Origin of the sequence: Aureimonas sp. N4, from assembly GCF_001463925.1 — a bacterium.
In the GTDB taxonomy this organism is placed as follows: Bacteria; Pseudomonadota; Alphaproteobacteria; order Rhizobiales; family Rhizobiaceae; genus Aureimonas; species Aureimonas ureilytica_A.
The window spans coordinates 141,651-156,661 of sequence record NZ_BBWS01000001.1; the positions used below are offsets into that span (position 1 = coordinate 141,651).

The 15,011-nt window shown below is 66.3% G+C and carries 16 protein-coding genes; 10 read left to right on the plus strand and 6 right to left on the minus strand.

Annotation, left to right across the window (positions count from 1 at the left end):
- The first annotated feature begins 273 nt into the window (after positions 1–273).
- From AUL28_RS00640 to AUL28_RS00655, 4 genes are all read left to right on the plus strand, one after another.
- Positions 274–822 carry a gluconokinase gene (locus AUL28_RS00640; protein ID WP_306302744.1) on the plus strand — a complete coding sequence of 183 codons (549 nt, stop codon included), beginning with the start codon at positions 274–276 and terminating at the stop codon, positions 820–822.
- 67 nt (positions 823–889) lie between these two features.
- Positions 890–2,275: a GntP family permease gene (locus AUL28_RS00645; protein ID WP_058602209.1), complete on the plus strand. Its 1,386-nt coding sequence runs from the start codon at positions 890–892 to the stop codon at positions 2,273–2,275.
- Positions 2,276–2,564: 289 nt separating this feature from the next.
- The gene (gene rho / locus AUL28_RS00650; protein WP_019994620.1) at positions 2,565–3,830 is read left to right on the plus strand and encodes a transcription termination factor Rho; all 1,266 of its coding nucleotides are present in this window, start codon (positions 2,565–2,567) and stop codon (positions 3,828–3,830) included.
- A gap of 153 nt (positions 3,831–3,983) precedes the next feature.
- On the plus strand, positions 3,984–4,472 hold the full coding sequence (locus AUL28_RS00655; RefSeq protein ID WP_062230229.1) for a YbaK/EbsC family protein: 489 nt from the start codon (positions 3,984–3,986) through the stop codon (positions 4,470–4,472).
- Positions 4,473–4,475: 3 nt separating this feature from the next.
- Here AUL28_RS00655 and arsC read toward each other — a convergent pair whose 3' ends face one another.
- On the minus strand, positions 4,476–4,877 hold the full coding sequence (gene arsC / locus AUL28_RS00660; RefSeq protein ID WP_062230231.1) for an arsenate reductase (glutaredoxin): 402 nt from the start codon (positions 4,875–4,877) through the stop codon (positions 4,476–4,478).
- 486 nt (positions 4,878–5,363) lie between these two features.
- Entirely contained in the window at positions 5,364–6,041 is a 678-nt protein-coding gene (locus AUL28_RS00665; RefSeq protein WP_244493365.1) for a PadR family transcriptional regulator, read from the minus strand.
- A 255-nt stretch (positions 6,042–6,296) separates the two neighbouring features.
- Here AUL28_RS00665 and mnmE point away from each other — a divergent pair, with 255 nt between their 5' ends.
- Entirely contained in the window at positions 6,297–7,616 is a 1,320-nt protein-coding gene (mnmE, locus tag AUL28_RS00670; RefSeq protein WP_062230322.1) for a tRNA uridine-5-carboxymethylaminomethyl(34) synthesis GTPase MnmE, read from the plus strand.
- 16 nt (positions 7,617–7,632) lie between these two features.
- Positions 7,633–8,160 carry a GNAT family N-acetyltransferase gene (locus AUL28_RS00675; RefSeq protein ID WP_062230234.1) on the plus strand — a complete coding sequence of 176 codons (528 nt, stop codon included), beginning with the start codon at positions 7,633–7,635 and terminating at the stop codon, positions 8,158–8,160.
- On the opposite strand, the gene AUL28_RS00680 is transcribed toward AUL28_RS00675, so the two are convergent.
- A complete protein-coding gene (locus AUL28_RS00680) occupies positions 8,139–8,690 on the minus strand; it encodes a hypothetical protein (RefSeq protein WP_156419845.1) in 552 nt (183 codons plus the stop codon). The genes AUL28_RS00675 and AUL28_RS00680 overlap by 22 nt on opposite strands.
- 144 nt (positions 8,691–8,834) lie before the next feature.
- Here AUL28_RS00680 and mnmG point away from each other — a divergent pair, with 144 nt between their 5' ends.
- The 4 genes from mnmG (at position 8,835) to AUL28_RS00700 (ending at position 13,438) form a co-directional block, all read left to right on the plus strand.
- A complete protein-coding gene (gene mnmG, locus AUL28_RS00685) occupies positions 8,835–10,718 on the plus strand; it encodes a tRNA uridine-5-carboxymethylaminomethyl(34) synthesis enzyme MnmG (protein WP_062230238.1) in 1,884 nt (627 codons plus the stop codon).
- Positions 10,702–11,439, plus strand: a complete 738-nt coding sequence (rsmG, locus tag AUL28_RS00690) for a 16S rRNA (guanine(527)-N(7))-methyltransferase RsmG (protein WP_062219834.1) — start codon at positions 10,702–10,704, stop codon at positions 11,437–11,439. Before mnmG ends, rsmG begins: the two co-directional genes overlap by 17 nt.
- A gap of 98 nt (positions 11,440–11,537) precedes the next feature.
- Positions 11,538–12,347, plus strand: a complete 810-nt coding sequence (locus tag AUL28_RS00695; RefSeq protein WP_058602202.1) for a ParA family protein — start codon at positions 11,538–11,540, stop codon at positions 12,345–12,347.
- Positions 12,348–12,451: 104 nt separating this feature from the next.
- Positions 12,452–13,438, plus strand: coding sequence for a ParB/RepB/Spo0J family partition protein (locus AUL28_RS00700; protein WP_058602201.1), 987 nt, complete (start codon positions 12,452–12,454; stop codon positions 13,436–13,438).
- 79 nt (positions 13,439–13,517) lie between these two features.
- Here AUL28_RS00700 and AUL28_RS23135 read toward each other — a convergent pair whose 3' ends face one another.
- The 3 genes from AUL28_RS23135 to AUL28_RS00710 form a co-directional block, all read right to left on the minus strand.
- Entirely contained in the window at positions 13,518–13,742 is a 225-nt protein-coding gene (locus AUL28_RS23135; RefSeq protein WP_202814870.1) for a 2TM domain-containing protein, read from the minus strand.
- A 49-nt stretch (positions 13,743–13,791) separates the two neighbouring features.
- Positions 13,792–13,902, minus strand: coding sequence for a helix-turn-helix domain-containing protein (locus AUL28_RS23140; protein ID WP_202814871.1), 111 nt, complete (start codon positions 13,900–13,902; stop codon positions 13,792–13,794).
- 132 nt (positions 13,903–14,034) lie between these two features.
- A complete protein-coding gene (locus AUL28_RS00710) occupies positions 14,035–14,994 on the minus strand; it encodes a LysR family transcriptional regulator (protein ID WP_082640143.1) in 960 nt (319 codons plus the stop codon).
- Between the last annotated feature and the right edge of the window lie 17 nt (positions 14,995–15,011).

Below are 15,011 nucleotides of genomic sequence, written 5' to 3' on the forward strand. Positions count from 1 at the left end.
GCCCGCCCTTACGGCGGGCCGCGGACGCGGGTCAGGGGATCAGCCGCGACACGCTTCGTCGCAGCGCCTTGAGCCCGGGCTCGGCCTGGGCAAGCGCTTCCCCATCCGATGCGACAACGCTTTGCGACGTGCGCCCGGCCCAGGTCCCAAACCCCGGCGCGCCAGCATCCGGCCACACGTTCAACTTGCTTTTCTCGGCCCGGGAGTGATTTAGCACCGATGGAGCGGACGATCCTATGTCCGCCTTCTCATCTCGTGCTCCGGAGAAAGCCCGTGCCCTCGAACGCTTCCAAACCCGCCCTGTGCCTCGTCGTGATGGGGCCTTCGGGGACGGGCAAGACCACCACGGCCAAGCTTCTGTCGCAGCGTCTGGGCTGGAAGTTCGCCGAGGCGGACGAGTTCCACCCGAAGGCCAATATCGACAAGATGTCCGCCGGCATCCCCCTGAACGACGAGGACCGCGCCCCCTGGCTCGCCTCGATCCGGGACTGGATTTCGGACGAGGCGGGGATGGGCGAAAGCACCGTCATCACCTGCTCGGCGCTGAAGCGGCGCTATCGCGACATTCTGCGCGGGGCCGAGGCGCGGGTGCGCTTCGTGGAACTCGATGCGCCCGAGGGTGTGATCGGGGACCGGCTCGCTCTGCGCAAGGGCCATTACATGCCCCCGTCCCTCCTCGCCTCGCAATATGCCGATTTCGAGCCGCTGGAAGCCGACGAGGACGGGATCAAGGTTTCCGTCGAACAGGACCCGGACGGGGTCGTGAGCGAGGCCCTGCGCCAGCTCGAACTCCTGCGCCCCGAGATGCTGCGCGCGCTCTGACGCGCCGATCCTCCGCGCCCGCCCCACGCGGGGCGGCGCCCCCTCCCCGCCCCACAGGTGCATAGAAATGAATTCCACGGCGCTCGCCCATGTCTGGGGGACCGGGCCGCTTCTCGTCATCGCGGCGGTTGCGGTTCTGCTTCTCCTGCTTCTCATCATCCAGTTCCGCATCCATGCCTTTCTGGCGCTGACCATGGTCAGCCTCGTGACCGGCCTCGTCGCCGGCATTCCACCGGCCAAGATCGTGCCGGTGCTCACCGAAGCCTTCGGGCAGACGCTCGGCGGCGTCGCACTCTTGATCGGCTTCGGCGCCATGCTGGGCCGGCTTCTGGAAGTCTCGGGCGGCGCGCAGTCGCTGGCGGACGCGCTGATCCATCGCTTCGGCGAGAAGCGCGCGCCCTTCGCTCTCGGCTTCGCCTCGCTGCTGTTCGGCTTTCCGATCTTCTTCGACGCCGGGCTCGTGGTCATGCTGCCCATCGTCTTCACGGTCGCGCGCCGGCTCGGCGGCGGGCTCCTCCTCTACGGCATTCCGGTGGCGGCGGCCTTCTCGGCCATGCATGTCTTCGTGCCGCCCCATCCCGGCCCGGTCGCGGCCTCCGAGCTTCTGAAGGCCGATGTCGGGCTTCTGATCCTGCTCGGCATTCTCGTCGCCATTCCGGCCTGGCTGATCGGCGGCCAGATCTTCGGCTCGTTCATCGGCAAGCGCATCGTCCTGCCCGTGCCCGACATCCTGTCGGGCGGCAAGCAGGTGGAGCAGGACCCGAACCCGCCCAAGCCCTCCACGGTGATCGGCATCCTTCTCCTGCCGCTCGCCATCATCTTCGTGAACACCGGCCTCGACTTCTCCCGCGCGCAGGGCTGGGTCGATCCGAACGCCACCTGGTATCAGATCGGCCGCGCTTTCGGCGCAACGCCCGTCGCGTTGCTCATCGCGGTTCTGGTGGCGAGCTATGTGCTCGGCATCCGGCGCGGTCGCACGGCCAAGATGGTGGAAGGCATTCTGGACTCCTCGCTCGGACCCATCTGCGCCATCACGCTGATCACCGGCGCAGGCGGCATGTTCGGTGGCATCCTGCGTGCCAGCGGCATCGGCGATGCGCTCGCCACCACGCTGGACGGATTGGGCATGCCGATCTTCGTCGCCGGCTTCGTGATCGCCGCCGCGCTGCGCGTGGCGCAGGGCTCGGCGACGGTGGCCCTCATCACGGCGGCGGGCCTCGTGCAGCCGGCGGTGGCGGCGGCAGGCTATTCCGAGGTGCAGCTTTGCGCCACGGTTCTGGCGCTGGCGTCCGGCTCGGTCGTCCTCAGCCATGTCAACGATTCCGGCTTCTGGCTGGTCGGCCGCTTCTTCGAGATGGACGTGAAGACCACGTTCAAGACCTGGACAGTGCTGGAAACCCTGATCGGCCTGATCGGCTTCGCGCTGGCCGGCGTGATCTTCCTGTTCTTCTAAATCGATTTCCTGATCGTCAGCATTAGTGAAAAGCAGGCGGGTCTTCCCTGGGGGAGGCCCGCCTGTTTCGTTCCTGGCCTCGTTCGGGCCATCTTGCGAAGCTGCGACGGAATGGCTATAAGCTTTGCCGTATCCCGCCTTACGGCGCGGTGCGGCTGCATAGCTGCGCCCCGCCCATTCGACGCCGAACCATACGCATTCGTATCATCCCGGCCCGAGTATCCTCCCCTGATGACTGTCCCCATGGCAGACGGCTTGCAAGGCCCGGCCGATGGGGTGGAGCCCGCCCATGCCTGAGATCAAACTCCAGGATCTGAAAGACAAGACGCCCGCCGAACTCGTCGCCTTCGCCGAAGAGAACGAGGTCGAAAGCGCGTCCACCCTGCGCAAGCAGGAACTGCTCTTCGCCATTCTCAAGCGCCTCGCCGCGCAGGAGATCGAGATCATCGGCGAAGGCGTCGTGGAAGTGCTGCAGGACGGTTTCGGCTTCCTGCGCTCGCCCGACGCGAACTACCTGCCCGGCCCCGACGACATCTACATCTCTCCCTCGCAGCTGCGCCGCTTCTCCTTGAAGACGGGCGACACGGTGGAAGGGACGATCCGGGGGCCGAAGGACGGCGAGCGCTATTTCGCGCTTCTCAAGGTCACGACGATCAATTTCGACGACCCCGAGAAGATCAAGCACAAGAGCCATTTCGACAATCTGACCCCGCTCTACCCCAACGAGCGGTTCAAGATGGAAAATCCCGACCCGACGAAGAAGGACATCTCCGCCCGGGTCATCGATCTCGTCGCCCCGCTCGGCAAGGGCCAGCGCGCGCTGATCGTCGCCCCGCCGCGCACGGGTAAGACCGTTCTACTCCAGAACATCGCCCATTCGATCACGGCCAACCATCCCGAGTGCTACCTCATCGTGCTGCTCATCGACGAGCGGCCCGAGGAAGTCACCGACATGCAGCGCTCGGTGAAGGGCGAGGTCGTCTCCTCCACCTTCGACGAACCGGCGAGCCGTCACGTTCAGGTCGCCGAAATGGTGATCGAAAAGGCCAAGCGTCTGGTCGAGCATGGGCGCGATGTCGTGATCCTTCTCGACTCCATCACCCGTCTCGGCCGCGCCTACAACACGGTGGTTCCGTCGTCGGGCAAGGTGCTGACGGGCGGTGTGGACGCCAACGCCCTCCAGCGGCCCAAGCGCTTCTTCGGCGCGGCGCGCAATATCGAGGAAGGCGGCTCGCTGACCATCATCGCGACCGCGCTGATCGACACCGGCTCGCGCATGGACGAAGTCATCTTCGAAGAGTTCAAGGGCACCGGCAACTCGGAAATCGTCCTGGACCGCAAGGTGGCGGACAAGCGCATCTTCCCGGCCATGGACATTCTCAAGTCCGGCACGCGCAAGGAAGACCTCCTCGTGCCGCGCCAGGACCTGCAGAAGATTTTCGTGCTCCGCCGCATTCTCTCGCCCATGGGCACGACGGACGCGATGGAATTCCTCATCGACAAGCTCAAGCAGACGAAGAGCAATGCCGATTTCTTCGACTCCATGAACACGTAAGCCTTTCCGGGAGCGCGTCGGCGTTCTCGGACGTGAAGGCTCGAAAGGCCGCCGGTGCGATGCGCCGGCGGCCTTTTTCATGGGCCCGTCCGCCTTGCCGCCCGCCCGACGCGGACTTTATGGAAGAAGCCGACGCCTTTGCGGGAGACAGACATGACCGACCTTGCCGACCTGCCCGATGCCGTGCGCCGGGTCGAGATCGCCGCGCTCGCCAAGGCGCTGCCCTTTCGCGTGGTGAAGACCGAGGTGATCGCCCGCACCGCCGAGGAAGCGGCGAAGGCCGTCTCGGCCGAGGTCGGGCAGATCGTCAAAAGTCTGGTGTTCCGGGGCGCAGTGACGGGACAGGCCTATCTCCTGCTCGTGTCGGGCACCAACCGGGTCGATCAGACGGCGGTGGCCGGCGCGATCGGCGAGGCCTTGGAGCGGCCGGACGCCGATTTCGTGCGCGAGCACACAGGATTCGCCATCGGCGGCGTCGCGCCGCTCGGCGCGACCTCGCCGCTCCCTGTCTTCATGGACGAGGATTTGCTGGCCTTCGACGCGATCTGGGCCGCCGCCGGCACGCCCTTCCATGTGTTCGAGACGACGCCGAACGATCTGAAGGCCGCCACCGACGCGCGCGTCATCGGCGTGCGCGGCTGAGCGTCAGGCGCGGGACACCACAGTCCCGTCTTCCTTGGTGAAGGCGCTCAAGGGATGCTCCAGCAAGTCCAGCACCTCTTCCGAAGGCCGGCAGAGCTTCGCGCCTTTTTGCGTCACCACGATCGGGCGATTGATGAGGATGGGATGAGCCAGCATCGCATCGATCAAAGCCTCGTCGGACAGCGCGGGATCGCCGAGACCCAGCTCGGCGAAGGGCGTACCCTTTTCGCGCAGCAAGGCGCGGGGGCCGATCTCCATGAGCTCCAAGAGTTCGGCCAGGCGCTCGCGCGACGGCGGCGTTTTCAGATACTCGATCATCTCCGGCGTCTCGCCCGATTGCCGGATCATGGCGAGAACGTTTCGCGAGGTGCCGCAGGCGGGGTTGTGATAGATCGTGACGGGCATGGGGCGTCTCCGCTGGATGCGCCCTTTGAAGCCGCTCCGAAGCCGCCAGGCAAGAGGCCGTGCCATCGCCGCCGACCTTCGTTCGCGTGGCCAGTATCTGCCGACGAGCCGCTCCAAGCGAGGCATCGGGTGTGGCATCCATGGGAAGGCCTCACAAGACCTCGCCGGGTCCACTCGCCGGAGCTTTTCGCCGGGGTTCCTAGAGTGAGCCACGCGGCTCGCCCGTCCGCAAGGACCGTCGCGAAGGCTCGACGATGCGCCCTCGCATCGACTGCGTTTGACTCCTCGCCCCCGAGCGCAACACCATCGACCATTCGCTATGCCAAGCTTTTGCGAGACGCTCTCAGTGGCACACGGACCCGATGCGACGAGGGCACCCATAAACGCAAAGGGCCGCCGAGCGGACCCGGCGGCCTTGAGACATCATCTTGAAAAAGCGTCTTCGCCCTCCCCGCCTCCTCGGCGGGGCGCGAGAGTGGTGCCGTCTCAGACGTTGGCCGAGCCGCCTGATCCGCGCTCCAGATCGTCGGCCACTTGCAGAAGAAGCCGGGTGATCTCGCTGGAGCGCTTCTCGTCCGCTGTCAGCGCACGGGCCGCGACCTCGCGCAGGTTCAGAAGCGCGGCCTCGACGCTGCGGGGCAGCTCCGGCCCGTGCTTCTCGCCGCGTGAGGCATGGTGCTCGCGCCGCTGCTTCAGGCGCTCGGCCAACTCGGTCAGTCGACCCAGAATGCCGTCCGCCGTTTCGCGGTGGCTGGCGAGATAGGCGCGGCCCTCGTCGGTGACGGCATAGCGCTTCTTGTTGCCTTCGCTTTCGGAGAGGATATAGCCGGCTTCTTCGAGATAGCTGAGCGTCGGATAGACGATGCCGGGCGACGGGGCGTAGAAGCCCTGCGTCATCTCCTCGACATGGCGAATGATCTCGTAGCCATGGCGCGGCTCCTTCTCGATCAGCGCCAGCACGAGAAGGCGAAGATCGCCCTGCAGCAGAAAGCGGCCGATCCGCCCGTCGCCCTCGCCATCTCCCATGCCGCCGCCAGGGCCACCATGCCGGTGGCCCCGACCCCCGCCCCGTCCGAACGGGTTGCGACCCATGGCGAACAAAGCCCCCAGCCCGCCGCCATGGTGGTGGCCGTGACGGCAGCGTGTTTCGTATTCCTGTCTCATTTTCTGATCTCCGGTGGATTAAGATATATCTTTAGATACATTCAGTTCACGGCTCACGCAAGCGAAAAAGATATATCTTGATCTATCGGAGTTCGGGAAATGGCCGCCCGCTCGCGACCCTTCCGCCGGCCCGAGCCTCGCAAACCGATTTGGCGCTTGACGCGGCCCGTGCCGAATGTGCCAACGAAACGAGGGTCGATGCGGCCCGCGCTGGGCCCCGGCGAAGGGTCGAGCGCCACCATTGCTGGGAACGCCATGACCGCTTCTGTGCCCGACGACACGATCCTCGCTCTTTCCTCCGGCTCGCTGCCGGCGGGCATTGCCGTGGTCCGCGTCAGCGGGCCGGCAGCGGCTGACGCGCTGGAAGCGCTGGCAGGTGGTCTGCCCGAGCCGCGCCGCGCCAGCCTGCGCCGCCTGCGCGCGGGCGACGGAACGGAGATCGACCGCGCGCTCGTCCTGTTCTTTCCCGGTCCCGCCAGTGCGACCGGTGAGGATCTGGCCGAGTTCCATCTCCATGGTGGGCGGGCCGTTGTGGCGGCGCTGACCAGCGCGCTCCTTGCCCTGCCCGGCCTGCGTCTGGCGGAAGCCGGCGAATTCACCCGCCGCGCCTTCACCCATGGGCGGATCGACCTGACGGAAGCCGAAGGGCTGGCCGATCTTCTGGCGGCCGAAACGGAAGGGCAGCGCCTCCAAGCCATGGCCCAGGCGGGTGGCGAGGCGCGTGCGCTTTATGAGCGCTGGATGCGCCAGCTCTCGCGCATCCGCGCGCTGCTGGAAGCCTCGTTCGACTTTTCCGACGAAGGCGATGTCGATGAGAGCGTGTCCGCCGGCACGAGCGAAGCGGTGGCCAACCTCGGAGCCGAGATCGAGGAGCATCTGGCCGGCGCGCACCGGGCCGAAATCCTTCGCGATGGGTTCCGCGTCGCGATCGCCGGCGCACCCAATGCCGGCAAGTCCAGCCTTCTCAACGCGCTCGCCGCGCGCGAGGTCGCCATCGTCTCCGCCATTCCCGGCACGACGCGGGACGTGATCGAAACGAGGCTCGATATGGAAGGGCTGCCGATCCTTCTGTCCGACACGGCGGGCCTGCGCGAAACGGAAGACGAGATCGAGGCGATCGGGGTGTCCCGCGCGCGCGCGCGCATCGACGCGGCCGATCTCGTGCTGCATCTGATCGACCCCGCCGCGCCCGAGGAGACGGTGATCGAAGCCGGGAGCACGCCGGTGTTACGCGTGGCGACCAAAGCCGATCTTCCTTCGACTTTGCCGGCTAACTCCGATCTCTCGCTCTCTGCGCGCACCGGCAAAGGACTGGACGAACTGACGCGCCGCATCGCCGCCTTCGCCCGCGAGGCGGCGGGCGATCCGGCCGCGCTTTTGCCGGCGCGCGCGCGCCACCGTGATCTTCTGCGCCAATGCGCCGAGCGCCTCTCAGCTTACGACGCGGCGCTGCCGCCCGAGATTGCCGCCGAGACCCTGCGCGAGGCGTCCGACCGGCTCGGTGCCTTGACGGGACGCGTCGGGGTGGAAGACCTTCTCGGCCTCATCTTTTCGGAATTCTGCATCGGGAAATAAGGAGCAGACAGTGAGAATGGACCTGACGATCCGCGCCGCCGAGCCGCGAGACCTCACCGGCCTCACCGCGCTCATGAACCTGCCGGGCTACCGGCACGGCACGCTGCGCCTTCCCTTCGAGAGCGAGGAAAGCGCGCGCAAGCGTTTGTTCGAAGGCGGGCCGAACATGACGCTTCTCGTCGCGCTTTTGGACGGTGAACTGGTCGGCACGATCCATCTCATGCGCTGGACCGGACGACGAGCCCATGTCGGCGGGATTGGCATGGGCGTCCACGACGCTCATACGGGGCGCGGCATCGGGCGGCGGCTGATGGAGACCATTCTGGACCTCGCCGACAATTGGCTGGGCCTGACGCGGCTGGAACTCTCGGTGAATGTCGACAATGCCCGCGCCATCCGCCTCTATGAGCTGAGCGGCTTCGAGATCGAAGGGCGCGAGCGCCAGTCGATCCTGCGCGACGGCGTATTGGTGGACGCCTTCACCATGAGCCGCCTGCGCGCCCCGCCGCGCCCGGCGTCCGATCAGGCCAACGCGGCCTCGTAAAGCGCGCGAAGCGGAAGGCTGATCCCAAGAGCGGCGAGGGGAATGGAGGCGTCCATCCCCTCGACCCTCTCATCGTCCCAGCCAGCCCCCGCGAGCCTAGACCCATGGAATGCCAGAGGTCGGTCTTCGCACAGAAACACGATGTGCCTCAGGAAAGGGGCTCGCTTGTAATCTGCGATCTTGCGCAGCCGATCGAAGTCATGGAGCGGATCGCACAGGAACTCGAAGACTGCGATAGGGGCGCTGGCAACCAGAGCCTCGGGATGGTTGCCAGCGCCTCCATCGACACCGACCGCAGGGCGGCGTATCTGACCGGGCCTCGTTTCCATGCCGAAGCGCCGCGTGAAGGGTGAGAACGGCGTTCCCCGCAGGGCCGAGCTGAGCCAGCCGATCAGGTCCACCACCATCCGATCCTGCCGACGCGTCACGCCCTTCGGCAATTTCAGGGGAAATCCGCCCACGAGTTCATGAAGCGCCTCTTCGCTTTTCTGCCAGCGTAGAAAGCGCTCCGTGTTCCAGGGTTCGGTCAAGCTGATTTCATGCATGGAAGGCCCGAGCCGATCGTGTTGAAACAGGCCGGATCGTAACGCGAGAGCCAGCGCGACGGCAGGTCAATTCCTGCCCACGTCTCGCCTTCCGTTGACAGCGGACCCGGCTCGGGGCTTAACAAACCCATGACCCAGAATTTGAGCGAGTTTTCTGCCGACGTCGTGGTGATCGGCGGTGGCCATGCAGGCGTCGAGGCCGCCGCGGCCTCCGCTCGCGCCGGCGCGCGCACGGTGCTCCTGACCCATAGCTTCGCCACGGTCGGCGCCATGAGCTGCAACCCGGCCATCGGCGGCATCGGCAAGGGCCATCTCGTGCGCGAGATCGATGCGCTGGGCGGCATCATGGGCGAGGCGGCCGATAGCGGCGGCATCCAGTTCCGCCTTCTCAACCGGCGCAAGGGCCCCGCCGTGCGCGGGCCGCGCACGCAGGCCGACCGCAAGCTCTACAAGGCCGCCGTGCAGGACATGGTCCGCGCGCAGGCCGGGCTGAAGATCGTCGAGGGCGATGCGTTCGACCTGAGCTTCGGCGAAGGCAACCGCGTCGAGGCCGTCATCCTGGAGGATGGCCGGCGCATCCGCTGCGGCGCGGTGGTGATCACCACGGGCACGTTTCTCAACGGGCTCATCCATATCGGCTCGGTCAAGATTCCGGCAGGCCGCGTCGGCGAGAAGCCTTCGCTCGGCTTGTCCGCCACGCTGGCGCGGCTCGGGCTTCGGCTCGGCCGCTTGAAGACGGGCACGCCCGCGCGGCTCGACGGGCGCACGATCGACTGGGCGAGCCTGGACAAACAGGGTCCCGACGAGGAGCCCTACGCCTTTTCCTATCTGACGACGCGGATCGCCAATCCGCAGATCGACTGCGGCATCACCCGCACGACCGATGAGACGCATCGCATCATCCGCGAGAACCTCCATCGCTCCGCGCTCTATGGCGGCGAGATCGAAGGCGTCGGCCCGCGCTATTGCCCCTCGATCGAGGACAAGATCGTCAAGTTCGGGGACCGCGACGGCCATCAGGTGTTTCTGGAGCCCGAAGGGTTGGACGACGACACGGTCTATCCGAACGGTCTCTCCACCTCGCTGCCGGAGGATGTGCAGGAAGCCTTCCTGCGCTCGCTTCCCGGTCTGGCACAGGTGCGCATTCTGAAAGCCGGCTACGCCATCGAATATGACCATGTGGACCCGCGCGAGCTGACGCGCTCGCTCGAAGTCTCAAAGGTGCCTGGCCTGTTCCTCGCCGGGCAGATCAACGGCACGACGGGCTACGAGGAAGCGGGCGCGCAGGGGCTCTTGGCTGGGCTTAACGCGGCGCGGCGCGCCAGCGGAGCCGAGCCGGTCGTGATCGGACGGGGCGACGCCTATCTTGGTGTGATGGTGGACGATCTCACCCGCACGGGCGTCACCGAGCCCTATCGCATGTTCACCAGCCGGGCCGAGTTCCGCCTGTCGCTGCGGGCCGACAATGCCGACCGCCGCCTGACCCCGCTCGGCCTCGAATGGGGTCTGGTGGATGCCCGGCGCGCCAAGGTCTTTTCCAAGAGCGAGGCGGCGCTGGGGGAAGCGCGCAGGCTTCTGGAAGGCGCCACGATCACTACGGCCGAGGCGGCTCGCAAGGGCCTTGCCGTCAATCAGGACGGGCGCACGCGCTCGGCCTGGACGCTCCTGTCCAACACCGACACGACCCTCGACATGCTGATCCCCATCTGGCCAGAGCTGGCGTCCATTCAGGGTACGGTGCGCGAGCGCATCGAGATCGAAGCGGCCTATGACGTCTATCTGGAGCGCCAGCGGCGCGACCAGATCAGGTTGAAGCGCGAGGAAGAGCGGAGCATCCCTGCCGACCTCTATTTCGACACGCTCAAGGGCCTCTCCAACGAAATTCGCCACAAGCTGCGCGAGCGCCGTCCGGCAACCGTTGCGGAAGCGGAACGGATCGACGGTATGACCCCCGCCGCTCTCGCCATCATTCTCGTGGCCCTCAGAAAGTTCGACCGTGCGCAAGCAGCCTGAACGCTCCATCCGCCCCTTCGCCCGCACGGCGGTTGCCCGTCCCGCTTCCCGTCCGCGGATGGGACGGGCGGCGACCGACGCGAAGCTCGCCGAGGAACGCTCGCTCGTTCTGTCGCGCCACGGTGTTTCACGTGAAACAGTGGAAAAGCTCGACGCCTATGTTGAACTTCTCCGCACATGGCAAACGCGCATCAATCTGATTTCGCCCTCCACGATTCCCGAAATCTGGACCCGGCATCTGGAAGACGGGCTCTGGCTGTCGCATCTGGCCCGCAACGCCACGCGCTGGGTCGATCTCGGCTCCGGTGCGGGCTTTCCCGGCCTCGTCCTCGCCATCACGCTCTGCGGGCGCGAGGGGGCCGAAATGCATTTGGTGGAGAGCAATGCCAAGAAGGCGGCTTTCCTGCGCACCGTCATCCGCGAACTGAGCCTGCCCGCCGAAGTTCATGTCGAGCGGATCGAGGATTGCGGGGAGATCATTGGCGGGGCCGAGGCTGTCAGCGCGCGCGCCCTCGCGTCGCTGGACGAACTCTGTGCCCTCGTCGCCCCGCATTTGAAGCCAGATGCCAAGTGCTGGTTCCCCAAGGGGCGGAACCATGATGAGGAAATCGCGGCGGCTTCTGCCCATTGGCGCTTCGACATGGTAAAGCATAGCTCAGAGATCGAGGATGGCTCGGTGATGCTGGAAATCCGACGGCTCGAGGCTCTGGCGGGAGCCTGAGCTTCGCCCTTCAGAAGGTGTCGGATGCGCCGCCCGCAAGGCGGCGCCGCTCCCCTAGCTTTGGGCTTGCGAAAGCAGGCCTACAGGAACGAGACGGTATGGATACGCTCCCTGTTTCGCGCATGCGCGTGATCACCATCGCCAACCAGAAGGGCGGCGTCGGCAAAACCACGACGGCGATCAATCTGGCGACCGCGCTCGCCGCCATCGGCAAGCGCACGCTGCTGATCGATCTCGACCCGCAAGGCAATGCCTCCACCGGGCTCGGCGTCGACCGGGACGATCGCGCCGTCTCCTCCTACGACGTGCTGGTGGAAAGCGCCTCGATCACGCAGGCCGCCATGGCGACCGCCGTGCCCGATCTCTCGATCATTCCCTCGACGCTGGATTTGCTGGGCGTCGAGATGGAAATATCGGGTTCGACCAGCCGCGCCTATCGGCTGCGCGATGCGCTGCACTTCCACGCCGAGGAAACGCCGCTTTTCGACCTTGTGCTGGTGGACTGCCCGCCCTCGCTGAACCTTCTGACGGTCAACGCCATGGCGGCGGCGGATGCGATCCTCGTGCCGCTTCAGTGCGAATTCTTCGCGCTGGAAGGCCTCAGCCAGCTTCTGGAAACGGTGGAGCAGGTGCGCGACACGCTGAACCCGGCCCTGTCGCTGCACGGCATCGTCCTGACCATGTATGACGGGCGCAACAATCTGGCGAGCCAGGTTGTGCGGGATGTCCGCTCCTTCATGGGCGACCATGTCTATGAGACGATCATCCCGCGCAATGTGCGCGTGTCGGAAGCGCCGAGCTTCGGCAAGCCGGCCATTCTCTACGATATGAAATGCCCCGGCAGCCAAGCCTATATCCGCTTGGCCTCCGAGGTGATCCAGCGAGAGCGGCAATTGGCGGCCGCCTGACGAGTGAGAGTTCGGGCGGATGGTCGTTTTGCCCCCGAAATGAACAGGATGCGGGCGCGGCCCGCCAAGAGCAGAAGCGGACCGATCCGCAAGGAGCGATGAGAATGAGCGAAGACAAGGGACGCCAGCGTCTGGGCCGGGGCCTCGCCTCGTTGATCGGCGGCTCGGCCTCCTCCGCCGTTCCCTCCCGCGCCGCCACGCCTTTCCCGCTGCCCGGCGCCGCGCGCGTCGAGGAGCCGGGCGAGCGCAAGCTGGCGGTGAGCGAGCTTTCGCCCAATCCGCGCAATCCGCGCCGGCATTTCGACGAGACGGATCTGGCCGAACTGACGGCGTCGATCCGCCAGCACGGCGTCGTTCAGCCCATTCTGGTGCGCAAGACTGCCAGCGGCGCGTTCGAGATCGTGGCCGGCGAGAGGCGTTGGCGCGCGGCGCAAGAAGCGGGCCTCAAACAGGTGCCCGTCGTCGTGCGCGAGATCAGCGACCGCGAGTCGCTGGAAATCGCCATTATCGAAAACGTCCAGCGCGCCGATCTTGACCCGATCGAAGAGGCGATGGGCTATCAGATGCTCATCGACGAGCACGAGTACACGCAGTCCGATCTGGCCGACATCCTGGGCAAGAGCCGCAGCCATGTCGCCAACACGCTGCGCCTTCTGAAGCTGCCCGACAGCGTGAAGGAGATGGTGGCCAAGGGCGAATTGTCGGCGGGCGCGGCGCGCACGGCCGTCTCGCAGGACGACCCGGAAGCCTTCGCGCGTCAGATCGTGGACGGGGGTCTCAGCGTGCGCGAGGCTGAAACGCTGGCGCGCGGCGAGCCGCTGCCCGAACCCGCTCCCCCGCGCGGCTCCGCGCAGAAGCGCCGTACGCCCCCTGCCCCGCCTTCCGTCGCCGAAGTGCGCGAAAGCGACACGCAGGCGCTGGAAAAGCTCCTGTCGGACACGCTCGGCCTGCCCGTCGCCATCGAGCTTCGCGGCGAAGGCGGCTCGCTGCGCCTCGACTTCCGCCATCTCGACCAGCTCGATCACCTCTGCCGCCTGCTCCAGACGCGCGTGTCGGCGGAAAGCGCCGAGCCGCGCATTCGCAGCCTGTAGCCCACTGCCCTCAAGGAGCGGGTTTCGCCCGCTCCCATTGTTGGTTTGGGCCGGGGCCGGATCACAGCCGTCCGCCGAGTTATTTCTCGACCTGCCGGCGCTTCCAGGCGGGAGTGAAGAAGGGCAGCCGATCAAACGTGCTCAGCCCGCTGACGGCCAAAGCCACGCCCCAGGCCAAAGCGGGCCGCTGGACCCGTAGGCTGTGAGGCGTGGTCAGAAGGTTGAGAAGCGTCAGCCCGGCCATGATTGTCACATCAAGCCCCAGCTGGATGTAGAAGCGCTTGGTGCGGCGAACCTTCGCCACGGCGAGGGCCTCGTCGGGATGGCTTTGCTGCGGAAGGGGAATGGGTATGTCATGGATCTCCCACAAGTTGCGGGAGATCGACCTCGAAGGTGGCAGCGAGAGCCTTCATGGTTTCACGGCTGGCGGAGCGGCCATTCTCGATGCGCTGGATCGTGCGCATGCTCCACCCGCTGATTTCAGCGAATTGTTCCTCGACCAGCCGCGCTGAAGCCTCAATGTGTGACCGAGCATCTCGCCTTGGCGCCAAGTTCGACAGGACGATCCAAAGGCTTTCCCGGCTCTGTCCACTACGTCACGACCTCGACTGTCGCCCCCTTGTCGGGTTGGTGACGCGGCCTGGCACGACAGCGCCATCGATCGTCGTCTCGTGACGCACGGCCTCTTCGAGTTCGCGCAGGAACAGACGCAGCCCCCGGTCGCGAATCTTGTTGGCGCGCAAGGTGAGGCCGAGTTCGCGCCAGAGAGGCGGGTCGAGCGGGCGGGAGATCGTACCGGCGATCGGCTCCCCCAAGGCCAGCCCCGGCAGAATCGACGTGCCAAGCCCGCCCGCCACCATCCGCTTGATCGTCTCGACGCTGCCGAGTTCCATGATGGGATGGGCTGTGAGGCCAGCGGCGTCGAACCAGCGATCGAGCCCGCCACGCGTGTGGCCACCGGACTCGTAGAGGATCAAGGGCTCGGCAGCCATGGCCTGCGGCGTCGCCCGGTCGGGTAGGACGTCGCTGGCTGGAAACAGGGCCAGAAGCGGCTCACGCATCAGAAGCGTGGTATCCAGCGAGCGGCTAACCGGGACCGGCAGGGTGACGAGACCGACATCGATCTCCCCAGCTTCGATCCGGGGCAAAATGTCCACTGTGTTGCCGATGCTGACGCTGATCTCCAGCCCCGGCATGTCGCGTTTCACATTCGCCAGCACGGATGGGAGAAGAAAGGCGCAGGCTGTCGCACCGGTGCCGATGCGAAGCCGTCCGGTTTCCTCGCCGCTATAGCGCGACACAGTTTCCACCGCGTCTTCCATCGCGGCCAGCGCGCGGCGCGCGGGTTCCAGAAGTGCCTCGCCCGCCGGTGTCGGCTGCGCCCTACCCGCTGCGCGGTCCAGCAACCGCACGTCCAGAATGCGCTCCAGCTCCTGCAATTGCTGGGACACGGCGGGCTGGGTCAGATGAAGGCGGCGAGCGGCCAGCGACAGGTTGCCGGTTTCCACCACGGCGAGAAAGCTTCGCAATTGCGGAAGACTCGGCCATTTCGCCATTCGGGCGCTCCAGAATA